The sequence below is a fragment of the Streptomyces sp. SAS_270 genome, from assembly GCF_052543295.1.
This window is the reverse complement of record NZ_JBMNDS010000011.1, coordinates 140,879-158,521: the sequence shown is the minus strand read 5'-3', so window position 1 is coordinate 158,521 and position 17,643 is coordinate 140,879. Positions and strand designations below refer to the sequence as shown.

The following is a 17,643-nucleotide window of genomic DNA, read 5'->3' as shown; positions in this document are numbered from 1 at the left end:
TCCGGGCGGCGGCCCCGGTGTCGTGAACAGGCGTCCGCGCGCCCGGCGACGCGCCGGGCGTTCCCTACCGGTCAGGCTCCGCCCGGTGCCCGGTCCCGCGCTCCCTCACGCGTGCGTGCGGCTGTGACGGGGCGGCGCGGATTGCGGCGCAGATACTCGCCCTCGAGCTGGGCCATGCGCTCGTTGTGGGTGTGCAGCGCGTCGTTGGAACCGTGCAACAGCGTGTCGTGGCGCGTGCGGTGGATCGTCTCCAGCTCTTTCATCAGCTGCTGGTCGTCCAGACGGCCCGGGTCGACTCCGTTCATGGTGGCACCCCGCTCGTCGTGGTCCTTCGCTGCGGTCCGGGTACCCACCCGGGACCCGATTCCCCGAACGGCATCCGGGAGGAAAGCCGTGGATCCGGCCTTCCTCCCCCCACTGTACGAACATCCGGGCCCGCGGGCCTCGCCTCGCGGGGCGCCGGACCGGCTCGCGGTACGCCATACGAACATGCTGTCACCGGGCGAACACGAACCTGGCCGAGCACTGTCTACCGGGCCCGCTCCACCCGTCGCTCGTCCCACACCGGCTCCGGTGTCTCCCGGACGCGGCCGTCGGAGCCGAAGACCAGGTAGCGGTCGAAGGAGCGGGCGAACCAGCGGTCGTGGGTGACGGCGAGGACCGTGCCCTGGTAGGCCTCCAGGCCTTCCTGGAGGGCTTCCGCGGACTCCAGGTCGAGGTTGTCGGTCGGCTCGTCGAGCAGCAGGGCGGTGGAGCCCTCCAGCTCCAGCAGAAGGATCTGGAAGCGGGCCTGCTGGCCGCCCGACAGCTTCTCGAAGCGCTGCTCGGCCTGCGCGGTCAGCTCGTAGCGCCGCAGCCGGGACATCGCGGCGCCGCGGTCCTGGGAGTGCGCCTGCCACAGGATGTCGAGCAGCGTGCGGCCCTGGAGCTCCGGGTGCGCGTGCGTCTGCGCGAAGTGCCCCGGCACGACGCGGGCGCCGAGCTTCCACTCCCCCGTGTGCGCGACCGTGTCACCGGCGAGCAGGCGCAGGAAGTGCGACTTGCCCGAGCCGTTGGAGCCGAGCACGGCGACGCGCTCGCCGTAGAACACCTCCAGGTCGAAGGGGTTCATCAGTCCGGTGAGCTCAAGTCCCTTGCAGGTGATGGCCCTTACGCCGGTACGGCCGCCGTGCAGGCGCATCGTGATGTCCTGCTCGCGCGGCGGCTCCGGCGGCGGTCCGGCCTCCTCGAACTTCCTCAGCCGGGTCTGCGCCGCCTGGTAGCGGGACGCCAACTCATGGCTGATGGAGGCCGCCTGACGGAGGTTCAGCACCAGCTTCTTCAGCTGGGCGTGCTTCTCGTCCCAGCGGCGGCGCAACTCCTCGAAGCGCGCGAAGCGTTCCTGCCGTGCCTCGTGGTAGGTGGCGAAGCCACCGCCGTGCACCCAGGCGTCCGCGCCGGTGGGACTCGGCTCCACGCTGACGATCTTCTCGGCGGCACGGGCCAGCAGTTCGCGGTCGTGCGACACGAACAGGACGGTCTTGCGGGTCTCCTTGAGCCGCTCCTCCAGCCAGCGCTTCCCGGGGACGTCGAGGTAGTTGTCCGGCTCGTCCAGGAGCAGCACCTCGTCGGTGCCGCGCAGCAGCGCCTCCAGCACCAGCCGCTTCTGCTCACCACCGGAGAGCGTGCGCACCTCGCGCCACTGCGCCTTCTCGTAGGGGATTCCGAGTGCGGCCATGGTGCAGATGTCCCAGAGCGTCTCGGACTCGTAGCCGCGCACCTCGGCCCAGTCGGAGAGCGCCTGCGCGTACTGAAGCTGCGCGGCCTCGTCGTCGACGGTCATGATCGCGTGCTCGGCGATGTCCACCGCCCGCGCGACCTCACGGATGCGGGGCGGGGCGACCGAGCACAGCAGCTGCCGTACGGTCGTCTCGTCGCGTACGGAGCCGACGAACTGCGGCATCACGCCGAGCCCGCCACTCACGGTGACGGTTCCCCCGTGCGGCTTCAGCTCCCCGGAGATCATGCGCAGCAGAGTCGTCTTGCCGGCGCCGTTCGGCCCGACCAGGGCGACTACGGCCCCCTCACCCACCCGGAACGACACATCGCCGAGCAGCACCCTCCCGTCGGGAAGGTAGTACTCGAGATGTGCGGCTTCCAGATGTCCCATGGGGAGGCATTCTCCGGGGACCCAGGGGGTCTGGGCAAACGCGTATTCGCCCGGGGGCGAGAAGCCGCCCGTGCCGGGTACCCGCCTCCCATGAGCCCAGACGTCGATCTCACCGTCCGCCCGCCGGGGCACCACGTCCTGCGGGACCGGTTCCTCGCCGCCGACTGCCGCCTTTTCGAGGCGGTGGCGACCCGCCACTGGCCGGGCTGCGACCGCCTGCTTCCGCGGCTGAGCCGCACCGCGAACCACGGCGTGCTGTGGTTCGGCGCCGCGGCCGCGCTCGCCGCGAGCCGCACCCCCCGGGGCCGCCGGGCCGCTGCGCGGGGCCTCGCGTCGCTGACCCTCGCCTCCGCCACCATCAACACGCTCGGTAAGCGTTCGGTACGCCGACCCCGCCCGGTCCTCGACGCGGTCCCGCTGATCCGGCAGCTGTCGAGGCAGCCGATCACCACGTCGTTCCCGTCGGGCCACTCCGCGTCGGCGGCGGCGTTCGCGACGGGCGTGGCGCTGGAGTCCGGCGGCTGGAGCGCGGCGGTGGTACCGCTCGCCACCGCGGTGGCCGTCTCCCGCGTCTACACCGGCGTGCACTTCCCGAGCGACGTCGTCGTGGGCGCGGCCCTCGGTGTGGGCGCCGCGTATGCCGTACGGGGCATGGTGCCGACCCGCGACCGGATCCCGCCGCCCGGCCGGCCGCGCGTGGACGCCCCCGCGCTCCCGCAGGGCGAGGGCCTCGTCGTGGTGGCCAACAACGGCGCGAACAGCTCGGACCGCGTCCGGGCCCTGCGCGACGCCCTGCCGCTGGCGGAGACGGTCGAGTGCGAACCGGCCGACATCAAGGACGAGTTGGAGAAGGCCGCGACGCATGCCCGGGTGCTCGGCGTGTGCGGCGGCGACGGCACGGTGAACACCGCCGCCGAGGTCGCCCTGCGCCACGGGCTGCCCCTCGCCGTCCTGCCGGGCGGCACCCTGAACCACTTCGCACTCGACCTCGGCGTGGAGGACGTCCGCGGCCTGGCCCGCGCCGTCCGGCAGGGCGACGCCCTCCGCGTGGACGTGGGCCTCTTCTCCTCGGGCACCCGGCAGGGCTGCTTCCTCAACACCTGCAGCCTGGGCGTCTATCCGAAGCTGGTGCGCGAGCGCGAGCGGTGGTCGCGGCGCATCGGTGGCTGGCCGGCCGGGATCCTCGCGGCCCTGCGTGTGCTGCGCGCCGACCACCATCCGCTGGAGGCCCGGTTCCGGGACGGGACCCACCCGCTCTGGCTGCTGTTCGCGGGCAACGGGACGTATCACCGGATGGGGCTCGCACCGGCCCGTCGCTTCGACCTCTCGGACGGACTGCTCGATGTGCGTGTCATCCACGGCGGGGGGCAGCCCGCCGTGCGGCTGCTGGCCGCGGCGCTGGCGGGGCCGCTGACCCGCTCCCCCGCCCACGCGGCCGTACGGGTACGCCGCCTGCGGGTGGACGGGGTGGCGCCCGGCACTCTCCTCGCGTACGACGGCGAGGTCACGGAGGTCTCGGGCGAGGTGACGCTGGAGAAGCTGCCGGAGGCACTGACGGTCTACCGTCCACTACCGCTGAACTGACTACTTGTCAGGCCCCATGACCTGCACCGGCCGTTCCAGATAGTAAGACACGGATCTCATTATTCGACATGGGCGCGTACGGTGATGCGTACCGACGAAAAAGGGGAGCGGCCATGTCGAAGGCGCAGGAGACCGCCGTCTACACCCACGGGCACCACGAGTCCGTGCTCCGTTCGCACGTGTGGCGCACCGCCGCCAACTCGGCGGCGTACCTGCTCGGTTCACTCAAGCCCCACATGCGCATCCTGGACATCGGCTGCGGCCCGGGCACCATCACCGCCGACCTGGCCGCACTGGTCCCGGACGGGCATGTGACCGCCGTCGACCACGCGCCGGGCATCCTGGACCAGGCGCGGGGGGTGGCCACCGAACGCGGCCTGGAGAACGTCGACTTCGCGGTGGCGGACGTCCACGCACTGGACTACCCGGACGACACGTTCTGCGTGGTCCACGCCCATCAGGTGCTCCAGCACGTGGGCGACCCGGTGCAGGCGCTGCGCGAGATGCACCGGGTGACCAGACCCGGCGGCTACATCGCCGTGCGCGACGCGGACTACGCGGCGATGACCTGGTATCCCGAGCTGCCGGGAATGACCGACTGGCAGGACCTGTATCTGCGCGTCGCCCGCGCCAACGGGGGCGAGCCGGCCGCCGGGCGGCGTCTGAAGGCGTGGGCCCTGCGGGCCGGGATCACGGACATCACGGCCACGTCCAGCACCTGGACCTTCGCCAAGGAGGAGGAGCGGGCGTGGTGGAGCGGGCTGTGGGCGGACCGCACTCTGGCGTCGGCGTACGCGGAGCGCGCCACCGAGGGCGGCCATGCGACCACGGAAGAGCTGCGGGCCGTCTCGGACGCCTGGCGGGAGTGGGGGCGGCGGGAGGACGGCTGGTTCTCCGTACTGCACGGAGAAATTCTCTGCCGAAAGGACGTCTGATCCGGGTATTCCTGGAAACACGGTATGCAGGAGGTTCACACTATGGTTCCCATCCTGCTGGTTCTACTTCTGGCGCTGGTCCTTTTCGGATTCGGATTCGCAGTAAAAATACTGTGGTGGATAGCGCTGATCGTCCTGGTCGTATGGCTACTGGGATTCCTGGTTCGCAGTACGAGTGCGAGCGGATCCCGGGGCCGCTGGTATCGGTGGTAGCCCTATTCCCTAGGAAGTAGCGGTCCGAGCGGCCCGAGGTCCAGATTAAGGTCCTCGGGCCGCAGTCCGTATCGCTCCCGCAGTTCCGTCATACGCTCCTCGAGAAGCATGAGCGTGAGCCCGATCCGCTCTTCCTGGTCCTCGGTCAGCTCGCCCGTGTCGAAGCGGCGCAGCGCCTGCCGTTCCATCAGCTGGCGCAGCAGTTCGACGACGGTGAGGACGAGCTTGACCAGGTCCCGCTCCACAGTGTCGGGGTCGAGGTCCAGGCGGTTGCGTTCCTTCGGGGTCCGGCCAAGTCCGTTCACGTTCGGCTCAGTCACAGCGACTCCCCCCACGGCGACGGGACCTGGGCACTCACGGAGCTGATGAGCGCGTTCAGGTCGATGCGCACGAGGTCGACGTCCGCGATCCGCAGCGTGATGTCCCCGGCGATGACGACTCCGCCCGCGAGCAGCCGGTCGAGCAGGTCGACGAGCGCGACTTCCCGGCGTTCCGCGACGGTCACGAGCCCTCCTCACCGGCATCGTCCAGTCCGCTGAAGGAGTAGGCGGCCCACGGGCCGGTGAGTTCCACGCGTATTCCCGGCACGTCGTCCTTCGTACGTTCCACGAGTTCCACGAATTCCTCGGATTCCGAGCGCGGCACAAGGTAGGCGGCGTTGAGGACATTGACGCCCGGCGACTGGGACAGCTGCGCATTCTGGGGCGCGTGAACACGCGCGCCCTCGGCGTGAGCGGAAAGCGTTCTGTGCAGCTTGCGCGCGTATTCGTCGGCCTGTACCCGCATGTCCTCCTGGCTCCGGTTCTGCATATGGCGTCGGCGCAGATAGTCGCGCCCGCTGGAAGGCTTTCCGGCCGGTTCGGGCATCTCCGTCCGCTTTTCCGCGGAAACGGCGCCGGTTTGTTCCGCGTAGACCTTGACGCCCCATTCCACCCGGCCGTCGAGCCGGTCGAGGACGCGCTGGAACTGTTCCTCGCGCGCCTCCATCATCGTGCGGACCCCGCTGTCGTCCCGGAAGACGGTGGCGAGCCGCAGCGGCAGCGGGCTGGTGACGACGGTCAGGGCGTCGATGACGGCCTGGTGGGCGCGGGCGGTGGCGCTCAGCCACTCCAGGTCCTCCAGGTGGGCCCGCAACGGCGCTTCGGCGAAGTCCTGCTCCGCGACCGTACCGACCACGGCGACCAGGTCACCGTGGGTCAGCAGCTTGGGCGGGACGCCCGCGACGCCGGTCAACTGGGCCGGCAGCGTGGCCTGAAAGGGGCGGCAGACGGCGTAGACGTAACGCAGGCCGCTCATGTTCGTGGTCATGCGGACTCCTTCGGGGGGTCGCGGGGAGCGTGACGTGAGGGCTCCCGCGAGCGCTCCCTCGATGACTCCTCCGAGGAGTCGCGCGCCGACCGCTGCAGCGGGGCGGCGCGCTCCAGCTCGGCGAGCCTGTCACGCAACTCCCGGTTCTCCCGGGCGAGTTCGGAGCGGTGCGCGCGGGACGACAGCGCCGGATCCTCCTCCCACCAGTCGATGCCCATCTCCTTCGCCTTGTCGACGGAGACGACGATGAGCCGCAGCTTGACGGTGAGCAGTTCGATGTCGAGAAGGTTGATCCGGATGTCGCCCACGATCACGATGCCCTTGTCGAGCACCCGTTCAAGGATGTCGGCGAGGTTGGCACCGCCGCCCTGTGCGTAGGTGTCAGGGAGCCTGCTTGCCATGCTCATCGACGACCCCGACTCCCGACGGGCTCGCGCTCGGGCTCTTCCTCGTACGCGCCCTCGTCCTCTTCCGGTTCTTCTTCCGGTTCTCCTTCCGCTTCCTCGTCGTCGGCGTACTCGCCGGCCTCGCCGTCCTCCTCTTCCTCGGCGTACGCGCCGTACTCGTCGTCCTCGTCCTCGTCCTTCTCGTACTCCTCCTCGTCCCGGGGCTCTTCGCCCTCTTCTTCCTCCTCCTCGCCCCTCGGCTCCTCGTACTCCTCGTCCTCGTCCTCGTCCCGGTCCTGGTCCTGCTCCTCCGCGAGGGCGTCGTCATGGCTGCGGACCACCTCGCCGTCGCGGATCTCGCCGCGCCAACCGTCCTCCGCCTCGCCCTTGAGCGTGATGAACCGGGCGTAGTTCTTGAGGTCGAGCCGGGCCCGGCGGCCCTGGGCGCGCCAGATGTTGCCGGTCTTCTCGAACAGGCCCTTCGGGTAGTACTCGACGACCAGCAGCACCCGTGTGAGGTTCTCGGCCAGCGAGTGGAAGGAGACAACCCCCTTCGTCGTGCCCTTCGCTCCCTCCGAGTTCCAGGAGATCCGGTCGTCGGGCACCTGCTCGGTGGTCTTGGCCTTCCAGCTCCGGTTGGACCAGAAGACCTTGAGCTTCCAGTCGGAGCTCGTGTCATCGGCGCGGTTCGCGCTCTTCACGCCCTTCGCGAAGGTGCTGAAGTCCTGGTACTGCGTCCACTGGTCGTACGCCGTACGCAGCGGCACCCCGACGTCGATGAACTCGAGGATGACGGTGGGCTTCTTGCCCGCGCTGCCCTTGTTCTTGCCCTTGCCGCCCAGGTTCTTGAAGGCGCCGACCACGCTGTCCTTGGCACGCGAGGCACCGAGTTCCAGCGCGGAGCGCATCGGCCCCTTGCCGTCGGCGAGCTTGCGGCCGCCGTCGAGGGCGAGCTTGGCGAAGCCGGGGCTGTTGCCCTCGGCGATGTCGTTGAGCTTGACCGTGGTCTCGCCGAGCTTGTGGCCGACGCCCATCAGCAGGCGCTGGGCCTGCGCTGCGAGGTACTCCTGGACCTCCGACTTGAGGTGGTCGGCGGCCTCGCTGCGGGCGACCCCCGCGAGCGCGCCCGTCGGGCTGCCGGCCCCCTTGAGAGTGTCACTCATTGTCGCCTCCTCGGGCCGTACGGGCGGTGCGGGCGGCGCCACGCGCCGCGCCCTTCGCCGCGGTCGTCTTCCGTCCGGCCGTCTTGCGTGCCGTTGTCTTCTTGGCTGTCGTCTTCCCGGCCGTCTTCCCGCTGGTCTTCTTGCCGGGGCCGGCCGACGCGGTTTTCTTCGCCGTCTTCTTGGCCTCGGTCCTGCCGCCGCGCCTGTCCGCCGCTGCCGTCTTCGCAGCGGTCTTCCTGCGCGGCCGGGACCCCTTGTCCTGGCTGGACCGGTCTTCCGCTTCCTCTGTCTCCTCTGTCTCCTCGGGGTTCTCGTCGCGGGCCTCGTCGGACTCCTCGTCCTCGCCCCCGCCGAGGCCCGGCACGTCCGGTGCCACGCCGGAGATCCGGTCGCGCACCTGCGCCGTACGGCCGTGCAGCCGGCCGGCGATATCTTCCATCTGCCGTTCCACCAGCGCCCCGGACGCGGCCTTACCGACACCGCGCAGGTCCTCGCGCAGCTGCTCGCCGATCTCCTTGAACTGCGGGTTGTTCTGCAGTTGCTGGCTCACCAGATCCGCGAGCGCCCGCGGGCTGAGCTGCATCCGCTTGCCGGCCACCAGGGTGCCCACCGCGAACGCCAGTTTCATCTTCTTCGTACGCCCGAGGACGTATCCGGCCCCTACGGCGAGGCCCAGTCCCAGTCGATTCATCGTGTGGTCCCATGGTCGGCTCCCACGCCTGTGCGCAGGCTGGTCTCAAGTCGGTCGAGGAGCTCGTCCTCCAAGTGGTCGAATTCCTCCTCATCGAGCTCGCCCGCCTCGAGCCGCTGCTCGAGAAGGGCGAGTTCGGCCCGGATCACTGCCGGGTCGTAGTACTGGCGCTCGGCCTCGGCCAGTACCTGTCTCATGGTCCACAGGCTGCCGCGCACCGGTGCGAACGGCAGCAGCAGCAACTCGCCTATCAGGCCCATGGGTTACCCCTCCAAGCTCTCGGCGCCCGCCGTGCTCCCTGCGGGCTGGGAAGGTCCGGGCTCGACGAAGCTGTAGGGCGGCAGCGGGCCGTTGACGCGGAGTTCCAGATACGGGTGGCTCTTGCGCAGTTCCTCGACGGCGGTGATGAACACCTCCGCCGACCCGCGCTCCACCAGGAACGACACGTTGGCCAGCCAGCCCGTCGACTCGGGACCGATGCTCACGGCATCGGCGGCCGGCTCCAGGGCACGCTGCACCTCCAGGGCGTCGTCGGCCTCAAGGTTCTGCACCGCGGCCGCCACCATCTCGCCGAGCTGCAGCCGCTCCTCGTAACTGCCGCCGCCCGCCCGCCGGTTGGCCTCGGTGCGGTTGCGGATCTCCGGGTTCTCGGACATCACCCGGTGCAGCACGGCCTCTTCGTCGTGGCTGGCCTTGATGTTGTACTCGACCTTGCCGCCCAGAGCACCGAGGCGCTCCTTGTAGTGCTCGGCGCGTTCCGCGAGGACCCCGGTGACGGCGTCGTCGTCGGCCGCCACGCTGCCGAACCGCATGGGCAGCGCGGACCCGCCTGCGCCTGCCTCGCTCAGCACGTTCTGGTGGGCGAGCAGGTCACGGCGCTTGGGCCGCAGCCCCTCGGGGGCGTCGCTGACGATCGCGGCGAGCTCGCCCTCCTTCAGGATCCGCACGGGGCGCGGCGGGTCGCCGACCCCGCCCATGTCCTCGGGAAGCGAGGGATGCGAGGCGGCCGTGATGCCGTACACGTACGTGCTTCCTCCCGACGCGCTCTCTGCTGACGTACTCACTCCTGCTCCTCCTTCCTGCGTGACGCGCTCGTGGACTTGCGGGGCCGCTGGCGCGATTCGCTCTGACCTTCCTCGCGGGCCTCCTTGAACGCGCCCGAGATGGTCTCGGCCGCGCCGGACAGCGCGCCCTTGGACTTGCCGCGCGCGCCGGACTCGGTGATCTCGCCCACGAGGTCGGGAAGGCCGGGGTCCCTGTTCGAGCCTGCCTCCAGGTCGAGGCGGTTGCACGCCTCGGCGAAGCGGAGATAGGTGTCGACACTGGCGACGACCACACGTACATCGATCTTCAGGATCTCGATGCCGACGAGGGATACGCGGACGAATGCGTCAATGACGAGTCCTCGGTCCAGAACGAGTTCCAGGACGTCGTAGAGGCCGCTGGTGCCGCCTCCTCCGCCGGTTTGCTGTGCCGGGACAACGGTCATACCGACCGATCCTCCTTCTCGTTGTCTGCGGGTACCTGCGCGGTGGGGCGGCCTAGCGGCCGCCGGGCCTGTGTGGGTCGGCCCTGCCGCGTTCGTAGCGGCGGACACGCCGGTATCCGGTGAGACCGCCCCGCGGGTCCAGGTCCACCTGGTACGTCGCGAGCAGGCTCATCGTGTCGGGGACCCGGACGAGTTCCAGGACCTCGATCTCCAACGCCCAGCCGTCCTCGGTGCGTTCGAAGGACGACACGGACTCGGCGACCATGCCGGTGAGCTCCGCGAGCTGGCTGCGCGCCTGGCGCAGCACCTCCATGGCGCTCGGCTGGTCCTCCGCCGCCTCCTTCGTCCGGTCGCTCCCCTTGCGCCGGGAGGCGCCCTTTCGGGAGGACTCCTCCTGGGGCCTTTCCTGGGACTTCCCGGACCTTTCCGGTGACTCCTCGGATTCTTCCTGCGACTCCTCGGATTCCTCCGCCGACTCTTTCTGGGATTCCCTTTGGGGGGAATCCTGTGAATTCCGTGACTTTGATGTGTTCGATGTGTTCGACATGGCCACCTCGCACACCGAGTGGCCCACCGCTCGTCGGCCAAACCTTCAGCTGTCCGCGAGGCGGCCGCGCAGTGCGTCGAGCCGGCGGCGGGCCGGGCCGAGGGCCCGCCCCCTGCCCATCAGTCCGGCCCAGGGGTTGGCTTTGCCCTGCTCGACGGCGTTCTCGATGGTCCAGCGCTGTGCGTCGAGGTCCGGTTCGTCGAGCTGGTCCCAGGCGAGGGGGACGGCGACCGGAGCGCCGGGCAGGGCCCGTACGGAGAAGGGGGCGACGGCGGTCTGGGCGTAGGCGTTGCGCTGTACGTCGAGGTAGAGCCGGTCGCCGCGGTCCTTCTTGCGGGCGGCCGTGGTGAGCCGGTCGGGGTGGGCGGCGGCGAGGGTGTCGGCGACGTCCCTGGCGAACGCGCGCACGACGTCGAAGTCATGGCGCCCGGCGAGGGGCACGACGACATGCAGACCGCGCGAGCCGGTCGTCATCAGCGCTGAGGGAAGCCTCAGCTCGTCGAGCAGCTCGCCCAGCAGACGGGCGGCTTCGCGTACGACGGGGAAGTCGTCGCCCCTCGAGGGGTCGAGGTCGAAGACCAGGCGGTCGGGGTGGTCGAGCCGGCCGACCCGGGACAGCCAGCGGTGGACGGTGAGGCAGGCCTGGTCGGCGAGGAGGACGAGGGTCGCGGAGTCCTGGCACAGGGTGTGCGTGACGGTGCCGCCCTCCTTGGACACCTCGGCCCGCTCGATCCACTCCGGGTAGTGCTCAGGGGTGTTCTTCTGCATGAACTGCGGTCCGCCGATCCCGTCGGGGTGGCGTTCCAGCATCAGTGGGCGGTCGCGCAGATGCGGCAGCACGAAGGGGGCGACGGCCCGGTAGTACGCCACGAGGTCGCCCTTCGTGTACGCGGGGCTCTTCGCCCCGCCGCCGTTGTCCCCGGCGGGAAACAGCACCTTTTCCGGCCGGTGGATCTCCACCGTGCGGCGGCCGACCCGCATCGTCCGTGCGCCGCCGGCCGTCGTCCGCGCGCCGCTCATCGTCGCTCCTCTCGTCCCCGGCCCGGCGCCCTTCCCCGGGCGCCCACGCGCTCAGCGCACGACCGCGTGCTCCACCAGCAGTTGCGCCGCCGCGACGATGGACTCGGCGTCGATGCCCGCGGCGTGCAGCTGCTCCTCGGGGCTCGCGGAACCCGGCATTGTACGGACGGCGAGGCGCACCAGGCGCGGCATGGGCCGCCCGTCGAGGAAGGCGTCGAGGACGGCGTCCCCGAGGCCACCCTCCTCGCGGTGGTCCTCGACGGTGACCAGGCAGCCGGTGCGCTCCGCGGCCTCGCGCAGCGTGCGGCGGTCGACGGGCTTGACGGAGTACAGGTCGATCACCCGGGCCTTGATGCCCGCGCTGTCGAGGGCGTCCGCGGCGGCCAGCGCCTCGTGGACGGTGACGCCCGCCGCGACGAGGGTCAGCCGGTCCTCGGCGGAGGCGCGCAGCACCTTGCTGCCGCCGACCGGGAACTCCTCGGTGGCGCTGTAGATCACGGGGCTCTCACCGCGCGAGGTGCGCAGATAGCGGACGCCCTCGCAGCCGGCCATCGCGCCGACGAGCTTCGCCGTCTGGTTGGCGTCGCACGGGTAGAGCACGGTCGAACCGTGCACCGCACGGAACATCGCCAGGTCCTCCAGGCCCATCTGGGAGGGTCCGTCCTGGCCGATGGAGACACCCGCGTGCGAGCCGACGAGGTTGATGCCGGCGCCGCTGATCGAGGCCATGCGGATGAAGTCGTGGGCGCGGGTGAGGAACGCGGCGAACGTCGAGGCGTACGGCACCCAGCCGCGCGCCGCGAGGCCGACCGCGGCGGCGACCATCTGCTGCTCGGCGATGTAGCACTCGAAGTAGCGGTCGGGGTGCTCCTTGGCGAAGAACTCCGCGCGGGTGGAGTCGCCGACCTCGCCGTCCAGGGCGACGATGTCGCCGCGGGCGGTGCCGAGCGCGGCGAGCGCCTGCCCGAAGGCGTCGCGGGTGGCGACCTCGTCTCCGGTGTCGTAGCGCGGGAGTTCGAGATGACCGGCCCGCACCGCGTGCAACATCCGTGCGGCGGGCGGCTGTTGGACCTCGACGCGCCGGTCGTGGTTGCCGCCGAGTTCGGCGATGGCCTCGTCGGCGTCCTTGAGCGGCTTGCCGTGCATGCCCTCGCGGTCCTGGACGGCTTCGACGCCCTTGCCCTTGAGGGTGCGGGCGAGGATCACGGTCGGCTGCCCGTTGGTGGACCTCGCTTCGGCGAACGCCCTGTCGACGGCGTCGATGTCGTGGCCGTCGACCTCGACGGTGTGCCAGTCGAAGGCCTGGAAGCGGCGGGCGTACGCGGCGAGGTCGTGGCCGTGCCGGGTGGGCCCGCGCTGGCCGAGCCGGTTGACGTCGACGATCGCCGTGAGGTTGTCGAGGTGCTCGTACCCGGCGTGCTCGGCGGCCTCCCAGACGGAGCCCTCGGCGAGCTCGCTGTCCCCGCACAGCACCCACACGCGGTATCCGGTGCGGTCGAGCCGCTTCCCGGCGAGCGCGATGCCGACCCCGACGGGCAGCCCCTGCCCCAGCGAGCCGGTGGCCGTCTCGACCCATGGCAGCCGCTGCGGGGTGGGGTGGCCTTCGAGGCGGCTGCCGAGCTTGCGGAAGGTCAGCAGTTCGCTGTCGCTGAGCGCCCCGGCCGCCTTGTACGCGGCGTACATCAGGGGCGAGGCATGCCCCTTGGACAGGACGAAGCGGTCGTTGCCGGGGTGGGCGGGGCGATCGAAGTCGTAACGGAGGTGGTGGGCGAGCAGGACCGCCATCAGGTCCGCGGCGCTCATCGAGGAGGTGGGGTGCCCGGAGCCCGCCGCGGCGGACGCGCGCACGCTGTCCACACGCAACTGCTGGGCCAAATCGTGGATCTGACGGGTGTTCATGAAGATCCTTCCGCAGAGCTGTCGGGGCCCGGCGCGGCGGGCCTGGCGGGCCCGGTCTCACCCGGACGGGATGCCACGTTCCGGCCGGGCTCCGCAAGCCCGTCCGGACCGGAGCCCGCAGGCCGCTCGGGACCCGATGCCGCAGACCCCTTGGCCCCGGCCTTCGCGGCGTCGCCGTCGGTGGTGGTCGCCGTGGGCTCGCCGGGAGCGGGGCGCTTCTGCGGGGGCCCCGGCTGTCGGGCCAGTTCCGGGGAGGCCGTGTCCAGGGGGACCGACCAGGACCGGACGAGGCCCAACTGCACGGCCTGGCGCGGGAGTACGGCGTCCAGGAGCCAGTCGGCTGCGACGCGGACGCGGTTGCCGGGCATCGCGGCGAGGTGGTAGCCGCGGGTGACGATTCCTGCGGCCGGACCTGAGAGCGGGATGCCCAGCGAGGCGGCGACGTTGTGGCCCGCGGTCCTGCCCTGCCGCCAGGCGTGCTGCGCGGTCATCGGCGTGTACTGGCCGGGCTTCTCCAGATCCGGTACGGCGGCCGCGTCCCCGCAGGCGAACAGGTCGTCGCGCCCCGGGACCTGGAGGTAGGGGTCGACGAGCAGCCGGCCACGTTCCATCGGCAGCTCAAGGGAGGCTGCGAGCGGGTCGGGCCGTACGCCGACGCACCACACGAGCGTGCGGGTGTCGATGAACTCCCCGTCGCTGAGCAGGGCTCCGGTGGAGGTCGCCTCCTTCACCGAGGTCCCGGTGCGCACGTCGACTCCGCGCTGTCGCAGCACGCGGTCGGCGGTGCGCGAGAGCCGCTCGTCCAGTTCGGGCAGCACGCGGGGGGCCACGTCGAGCAGCAGCCAGCGCGGCCGTATGCCCTCGCGCAGGGGCCTCTTGCGTACCAGCGCGTCGGTGAACAGCTGGCCGTGCGCGGCGACTTCGGTGCCGGTGTAGCCGGCGCCGACCACCACGAAGGTGCAGCGCGCGGCGCGGCTCTTGGGGTCGTCCGAGGAGGCCGCGAGCTCTACCTGCCGGGTCACGTGGTCGCGCAGGTACAACGCCTCGGGCAGACCGCGGAAGCCGTGCGCGTGCTCGGCGACGCCGGGGATCGGCAGCAGCTTGTTGACGCTGCCTGCGGCAAGGACGAGTCGGTCGTACGCCAGCGTCCCGCTGCTGCCCTCGGGGTCGCTGTAGTGCACGGTGCGCGCGTCGAGGTCGAAGTCGTCGGCCTCGCCGAGCACCAGCCGCACGTGGGGCAGGGTTCCGGGGAGCGAGACGGAGACGCGGCGCGGCTCCAGTACCCCGGCGGCGACCTGTGGCAGCAGGGGGAGGTACAGAAAGTAGTCGGTCGGGTTCAGCAGGGTGATGTCGGCCTTGTGCCGGGTCAGTCGGGCCAGGGTGCGGGCCGTCCGGTACCCGGCGAAGCCTGCGCCGACGATCACGATGCGGGGTCGACTCACGGTTCGCCTCCGGTGGGGCGGCTGCGGGGGCGTGTCCGCACTTCCCAGGAGCCGCCGAGGTCGCGTACGGGGCTTTCCGCGTCCCCCTGGTCAGGGCCCCCAAACGCGGGCGGGCCCGGCGTTTCGTGGGCATCCGCGGGGTTACCCGGCCGATGAACCGACCCGATCCACCCCGTCATGGAGGTGCCTTTCATGGCCGAGTACGGCTACTTCCTGTCGTGCGAGGAATTCGGCCCCGCCGATCTCGTCGAGCAGGCCCGAATGGCCGAACAGGCCGGATTCCAGTCGCTGTGGATCTCCGACCACTACCACCCGTGGAACGACGCGCAGGGCCAGAGCCCGTTCGTCTGGTCGGTGATCGGGGCGCTGTCCGAAGCCGTGTCCCTGCCGATCGAAACGGCGGTCACCTGCCCGACCGTACGGATGCATCCGGCCGTGGTGGCACAGGCGGCCGCGACGAGCACGGTCATGACGCAGGGCCGCTTCCGGCTCGGCGTCGGCACGGGAGAGGCGCTCAACGAGCACATCCTCGGTGACGCCTGGCCGCCCCTGCACATTCGCCTGGAGATGCTGGAGGAAGCGATCCAGGTGATGCGCAACCTCTTCACGGGCGAGGAGGTCAACCACCACGGCCCGCACTACACGGTGGAGAACGCCCGCCTCTACACGGTCCCCGACGAACCGGTGCCGATCGACATCTCCGGCTTCGGCCCGCAGGCGACCTCGCTCGCGGCCCGCGTCGGCGACGGCTTCGTCACGATGATGCCCGAGGAACCGATGGTGGAGCAGTTCCGCAAGGGCGGAGGCGGCGGCAAGCCGGTGAGCGGCGGCACGAAGGTCTGCTACGGACAGGACCGCGCCGAGGCCGTCCGTACGGTGCACAGGCTCTGGTCGAACCAGCTGCTGCCCGGCGAGATGGGCCAGGTCCTGCCGTCCCCGCGCCACTTCGAGCAGCTGGAGCCGCTGATCACCGAGGAGATGGTCAGCGAGAACACGGTGTGCGGCGACGACGTGGACGAGCATGTGGCCGCGCTCTCGGCGTTCGCCGAGGCGGGCTTCGACCGCGTGTACGTCAACCAGATAGGCCCCGACCAGCGGGCCTTCTTCGACTTCTACCGCACCAAGGTGCTGCCGCAGCTCCAGCAGGGCAGCCGCTGACGGCCGCCGGCCCCGGCGGTGTCCCACCCGGTGCGGATGGCTCCACGTGGACGTCGCTACAGGCGGCCCTGCGGCCGCCGTAGCCTCCAAGTGAGCAGGGCGCCCGCGCCGAGGGCGACGGCGCGGCCCAGCCGGTTGCGGTTGCGGGACAGCCACGCCTGCGAACTGCCGGGCTGCGCCTGGGAGTCGAAGCGTCCGTGGGCGCCGAAGTCCCGTCCGTGCGGGCCGTCGGCGGGCGCCCACAGGTTGCCGGTGCCGGGGTGGGTGCCCTCCTCGCGCTGCGCCTCGAAGCCCGTGCGCGCGAGATACCGGTCCAGGACGCCGGGGGCGACGGCGTTGGCGATCAGTGTGGCCACCGTCGAGCCGCCCACCCAGTACTCGCGCCGGCGCGGATGGTCGGCGGCGTGCACGATCGCGCGCGCGGCGAGCTCCGGCTGGTAGATCGGCGCCACGGGCCGGGCCCGGCCGGGCATCCGGCTCAACACCCAGTCGAACTGAGGGGTGTTGACGGCGGGCAGCTGCACCATCGTGGTGCGCACCCGCGTGCCCTCGTGCAGCAGCTCGCACCGCAGCGATTCGTTGAAGCCCTGGATGGCGTGCTTGGCCCCGCAGTACGCGGACTGGAGCGGTATCCCGCGGTAGGCGAGCGCGGAGCCGACCTGCACGATCGATCCACGGTTCGCGGGCAGCATGTACCGCAGCGCGGCGCGGGTCCCGAACACGTAGCCCAGGTACGTGACTTCGGTGACCCGGCGGTACTCGTCCGGCGTGACCTCGGTGAAGGGCGCGAAGACCCCGGCGAACGCGTTGTTCACCCAGATGTCGATGCGCCCGAAGCCGTCGACGACCCGCTGGGCGGCGTCCTCGACGGCCTTGGGGTCGGCGATGTCGACCGGGACGACGAGTGCCTCGCCGCCGGCGCGCTGCACCTCGTCAGCCGCCGCGGCGAGGCCGTCGCGGCCCCGGGCCAGCAGGGCGACCCGGGTCCCCGCGGGCGGCGAAGGCCAGGGCCGTGGCCCGTCCCACGCCGCCGCTGGCCCCGGTCACCACGACGGCCCTGCGGCCCCTGCCCACGGCTCACCGTGCCCGGTGATGCGGTGCCTCGGGGTCGATGTCGTCGGGCCGCGGTGCACCCACGCCCGCGGCACCCGGCGACGGCGCACCCGCACCCGGCGCCCCGGTCGCTCCACCGGCCCCGCCGGGGGCGACGGGCGGCACCGGCGGATAGGGCCCGCCCGTGCCGCCGGGCGGGAAGCCGGGGGCCATGCCGCCGATGACACGCCCTGAGTTGCCCTCCAGGTCCGCCGCGTGTTCCGGCGTCGTGTGCCGGGATTCGGCGGGCCGGGCCACGGCGCGCAGCACGGCGGCCGCGACGGCCAGCAGCGCGGCGGTGATCAGCGCGGACGCCCAGCCGGGCAGCCCCAGTGCGAGCGCCAGGCCGACCGTGAGCGCCACGGCGGCGCCCGCGTACAGGGCGAGGGCACCGGACGCGGCGTACAGGGCGGCCGTGCGGCGCTGCTTGCGGGTCTGTTCCCGCAGCTCGTCGCGGACGGCCTCGCGTGCGACCTGTGCCAGCTCGTCCACGAGGTCCTTGTCAAGATGTTCCAGATGATCCAAACGGTCCATGTCGGCCGAGTACCCGCCGCACTGCGCGTTACG

General features: G+C 71.3%; 20 protein-coding genes and 1 pseudogene. 4 read left to right on the top strand and 17 right to left on the bottom strand.

What is annotated here, in order from left to right:
• Nucleotides 1–71: 71 nt before the first annotated feature.
• Both ACN6LB_RS10785 and ACN6LB_RS10780 read right to left on the bottom strand, forming a co-directional pair.
• A complete protein-coding gene (locus ACN6LB_RS10785; RefSeq protein WP_445025613.1) occupies nucleotides 72–305 on the bottom strand; it encodes a DUF6158 family protein in 234 nt (77 codons plus the stop codon).
• 224 nt (nucleotides 306–529) lie between these two features.
• The gene (locus ACN6LB_RS10780) at nucleotides 530–2,149 is read right to left on the bottom strand and encodes an ABC-F family ATP-binding cassette domain-containing protein (RefSeq protein WP_356147446.1); all 1,620 of its coding nucleotides are present in this window, start codon (nucleotides 2,147–2,149) and stop codon (nucleotides 530–532) included.
• 90 nt (nucleotides 2,150–2,239) lie between these two features.
• Between ACN6LB_RS10780 and ACN6LB_RS10775 the strand changes: the two genes are divergently transcribed.
• From ACN6LB_RS10775 to ACN6LB_RS10765, 3 genes are all read left to right on the top strand, one after another.
• Nucleotides 2,240–3,733: a bifunctional phosphatase PAP2/diacylglycerol kinase family protein gene (locus ACN6LB_RS10775; protein WP_445025612.1), complete on the top strand. Its 1,494-nt coding sequence runs from the start codon at nucleotides 2,240–2,242 to the stop codon at nucleotides 3,731–3,733.
• A 113-nt stretch (nucleotides 3,734–3,846) separates the two neighbouring features.
• Nucleotides 3,847–4,668 (top strand): class I SAM-dependent methyltransferase, encoded by an 822-nt coding sequence (locus ACN6LB_RS10770; RefSeq protein WP_445025611.1) that lies wholly within the window; start codon nucleotides 3,847–3,849, stop codon nucleotides 4,666–4,668.
• A gap of 42 nt (nucleotides 4,669–4,710) precedes the next feature.
• The gene (locus ACN6LB_RS10765; RefSeq protein ID WP_356147455.1) at nucleotides 4,711–4,881 is read left to right on the top strand and encodes a hydrophobic protein; all 171 of its coding nucleotides are present in this window, start codon (nucleotides 4,711–4,713) and stop codon (nucleotides 4,879–4,881) included.
• Nucleotides 4,882–4,883: 2 nt separating this feature from the next.
• Here ACN6LB_RS10765 and ACN6LB_RS10760 read toward each other — a convergent pair whose 3' ends face one another.
• From ACN6LB_RS10760 to ACN6LB_RS10700, 13 genes are read right to left on the bottom strand one after another with little or no spacing between them, the layout of a single operon-like run.
• A complete protein-coding gene (locus ACN6LB_RS10760) occupies nucleotides 4,884–5,201 on the bottom strand; it encodes a gas vesicle protein K (protein WP_445025610.1) in 318 nt (105 codons plus the stop codon).
• Nucleotides 5,198–5,386, bottom strand: coding sequence for a gas vesicle protein (locus tag ACN6LB_RS10755; RefSeq protein ID WP_445025609.1), 189 nt, complete (start codon nucleotides 5,384–5,386; stop codon nucleotides 5,198–5,200). Before ACN6LB_RS10755 ends, ACN6LB_RS10760 begins: the two co-directional genes overlap by 4 nt.
• Complete coding sequence (locus ACN6LB_RS10750) at nucleotides 5,383–6,177, bottom strand: GvpL/GvpF family gas vesicle protein (protein WP_445025628.1); 795 nt, start codon at nucleotides 6,175–6,177, stop codon at nucleotides 5,383–5,385. Before ACN6LB_RS10750 ends, ACN6LB_RS10755 begins: the two co-directional genes overlap by 4 nt.
• Before the next feature lie 8 nt (nucleotides 6,178–6,185).
• Complete coding sequence (locus ACN6LB_RS10745) at nucleotides 6,186–6,596, bottom strand: gas vesicle protein (protein ID WP_445025608.1); 411 nt, start codon at nucleotides 6,594–6,596, stop codon at nucleotides 6,186–6,188.
• Complete coding sequence (locus ACN6LB_RS10740) at nucleotides 6,593–7,738, bottom strand: SRPBCC family protein (RefSeq protein ID WP_445025607.1); 1,146 nt, start codon at nucleotides 7,736–7,738, stop codon at nucleotides 6,593–6,595. Before ACN6LB_RS10740 ends, ACN6LB_RS10745 begins: the two co-directional genes overlap by 4 nt.
• Complete coding sequence (locus ACN6LB_RS10735; RefSeq protein WP_445025606.1) at nucleotides 7,731–8,429, bottom strand: DNA primase; 699 nt, start codon at nucleotides 8,427–8,429, stop codon at nucleotides 7,731–7,733. Before ACN6LB_RS10735 ends, ACN6LB_RS10740 begins: the two co-directional genes overlap by 8 nt.
• Entirely contained in the window at nucleotides 8,426–8,689 is a 264-nt protein-coding gene (locus ACN6LB_RS10730) for a gas vesicle protein GvpG (RefSeq protein ID WP_445025605.1), read from the bottom strand. The genes ACN6LB_RS10735 and ACN6LB_RS10730 overlap by 4 nt, the downstream gene beginning before the upstream one ends.
• 3 nt (nucleotides 8,690–8,692) lie before the next feature.
• On the bottom strand, nucleotides 8,693–9,493 hold the full coding sequence (locus ACN6LB_RS10725) for a GvpL/GvpF family gas vesicle protein (RefSeq protein WP_445025604.1): 801 nt from the start codon (nucleotides 9,491–9,493) through the stop codon (nucleotides 8,693–8,695).
• A complete protein-coding gene (locus tag ACN6LB_RS10720; protein ID WP_445025603.1) occupies nucleotides 9,490–9,918 on the bottom strand; it encodes a gas vesicle structural protein GvpA in 429 nt (142 codons plus the stop codon). Before ACN6LB_RS10720 ends, ACN6LB_RS10725 begins: the two co-directional genes overlap by 4 nt.
• Before the next feature lie 52 nt (nucleotides 9,919–9,970).
• Nucleotides 9,971–10,465 (bottom strand): gas vesicle protein GvpO, encoded by a 495-nt coding sequence (locus ACN6LB_RS10715; RefSeq protein WP_445025602.1) that lies wholly within the window; start codon nucleotides 10,463–10,465, stop codon nucleotides 9,971–9,973.
• 45 nt (nucleotides 10,466–10,510) lie between these two features.
• On the bottom strand, nucleotides 10,511–11,485 hold the full coding sequence (gene ligD, locus ACN6LB_RS10710; RefSeq protein WP_445025601.1) for a non-homologous end-joining DNA ligase: 975 nt from the start codon (nucleotides 11,483–11,485) through the stop codon (nucleotides 10,511–10,513).
• 51 nt (nucleotides 11,486–11,536) lie between these two features.
• On the bottom strand, nucleotides 11,537–13,384 hold the full coding sequence (locus ACN6LB_RS10705) for a transketolase (protein ID WP_445025600.1): 1,848 nt from the start codon (nucleotides 13,382–13,384) through the stop codon (nucleotides 11,537–11,539).
• Nucleotides 13,381–14,826: an NAD(P)/FAD-dependent oxidoreductase gene (locus ACN6LB_RS10700; protein ID WP_445025599.1), complete on the bottom strand. Its 1,446-nt coding sequence runs from the start codon at nucleotides 14,824–14,826 to the stop codon at nucleotides 13,381–13,383. Before ACN6LB_RS10700 ends, ACN6LB_RS10705 begins: the two co-directional genes overlap by 4 nt.
• 192 nt (nucleotides 14,827–15,018) lie before the next feature.
• On the opposite strand from ACN6LB_RS10700, the gene ACN6LB_RS10695 reads away from it, so the two are divergent.
• The gene (locus ACN6LB_RS10695; RefSeq protein ID WP_445025627.1) at nucleotides 15,019–15,984 is read left to right on the top strand and encodes an LLM class F420-dependent oxidoreductase; all 966 of its coding nucleotides are present in this window, start codon (nucleotides 15,019–15,021) and stop codon (nucleotides 15,982–15,984) included.
• Between the two features lie 56 nt (nucleotides 15,985–16,040).
• Here ACN6LB_RS10695 and ACN6LB_RS10690 read toward each other — a convergent pair.
• A pseudogene (locus ACN6LB_RS10690) lies at nucleotides 16,041–17,034 on the bottom strand (SDR family oxidoreductase).
• A gap of 27 nt (nucleotides 17,035–17,061) precedes the next feature.
• Nucleotides 17,062–17,610 carry a phage holin family protein gene (locus tag ACN6LB_RS10685; protein WP_445025598.1) on the bottom strand — a complete coding sequence of 183 codons (549 nt, stop codon included), beginning with the start codon at nucleotides 17,608–17,610 and terminating at the stop codon, nucleotides 17,062–17,064.
• Between the last annotated feature and the right edge of the window lie 33 nt (nucleotides 17,611–17,643).

Bases quoted from the DNA above. Each gene is read 5' to 3' on its own strand.
- ACN6LB_RS10785 (WP_445025613.1), bottom strand. From the start codon at position 305: ATGAACGGAGTCGACCCGGGCCGTCTGGACGACCAGCAGCTGATGAAA.
- ACN6LB_RS10780 (WP_356147446.1), bottom strand. From the start codon at position 2,149: ATGGGACATCTGGAAGCCGCACATCTCGAGTACTACCTTCCCGACGGG.
- ACN6LB_RS10775 (WP_445025612.1), top strand. From the start codon at position 2,240: ATGAGCCCAGACGTCGATCTCACCGTCCGCCCGCCGGGGCACCACGTC.
- ACN6LB_RS10770 (WP_445025611.1), top strand. From the start codon at position 3,847: ATGTCGAAGGCGCAGGAGACCGCCGTCTACACCCACGGGCACCACGAG.
- ACN6LB_RS10765 (WP_356147455.1), top strand. From the start codon at position 4,711: ATGGTTCCCATCCTGCTGGTTCTACTTCTGGCGCTGGTCCTTTTCGGA.
- ACN6LB_RS10750 (WP_445025628.1), bottom strand. From the start codon at position 6,177: ATGAGCGGCCTGCGTTACGTCTACGCCGTCTGCCGCCCCTTTCAGGCC.
- ACN6LB_RS10745 (WP_445025608.1), bottom strand. From the start codon at position 6,596: ATGAGCATGGCAAGCAGGCTCCCTGACACCTACGCACAGGGCGGCGGT.
- ACN6LB_RS10740 (WP_445025607.1), bottom strand. From the start codon at position 7,738: ATGAGTGACACTCTCAAGGGGGCCGGCAGCCCGACGGGCGCGCTCGCG.
- ACN6LB_RS10735 (WP_445025606.1), bottom strand. From the start codon at position 8,429: ATGAATCGACTGGGACTGGGCCTCGCCGTAGGGGCCGGATACGTCCTC.
- ACN6LB_RS10730 (WP_445025605.1), bottom strand. From the start codon at position 8,689: ATGGGCCTGATAGGCGAGTTGCTGCTGCTGCCGTTCGCACCGGTGCGC.
- ACN6LB_RS10720 (WP_445025603.1), bottom strand. From the start codon at position 9,918: ATGACCGTTGTCCCGGCACAGCAAACCGGCGGAGGAGGCGGCACCAGC.
- ACN6LB_RS10715 (WP_445025602.1), bottom strand. From the start codon at position 10,465: ATGTCGAACACATCGAACACATCAAAGTCACGGAATTCACAGGATTCC.
- ligD (WP_445025601.1), bottom strand. From the start codon at position 11,485: ATGAGCGGCGCGCGGACGACGGCCGGCGGCGCACGGACGATGCGGGTC.
- ACN6LB_RS10705 (WP_445025600.1), bottom strand. From the start codon at position 13,384: ATGAACACCCGTCAGATCCACGATTTGGCCCAGCAGTTGCGTGTGGAC.
- ACN6LB_RS10695 (WP_445025627.1), top strand. From the start codon at position 15,019: ATGGCCGAGTACGGCTACTTCCTGTCGTGCGAGGAATTCGGCCCCGCC.
- ACN6LB_RS10685 (WP_445025598.1), bottom strand. From the start codon at position 17,610: ATGGACCGTTTGGATCATCTGGAACATCTTGACAAGGACCTCGTGGAC.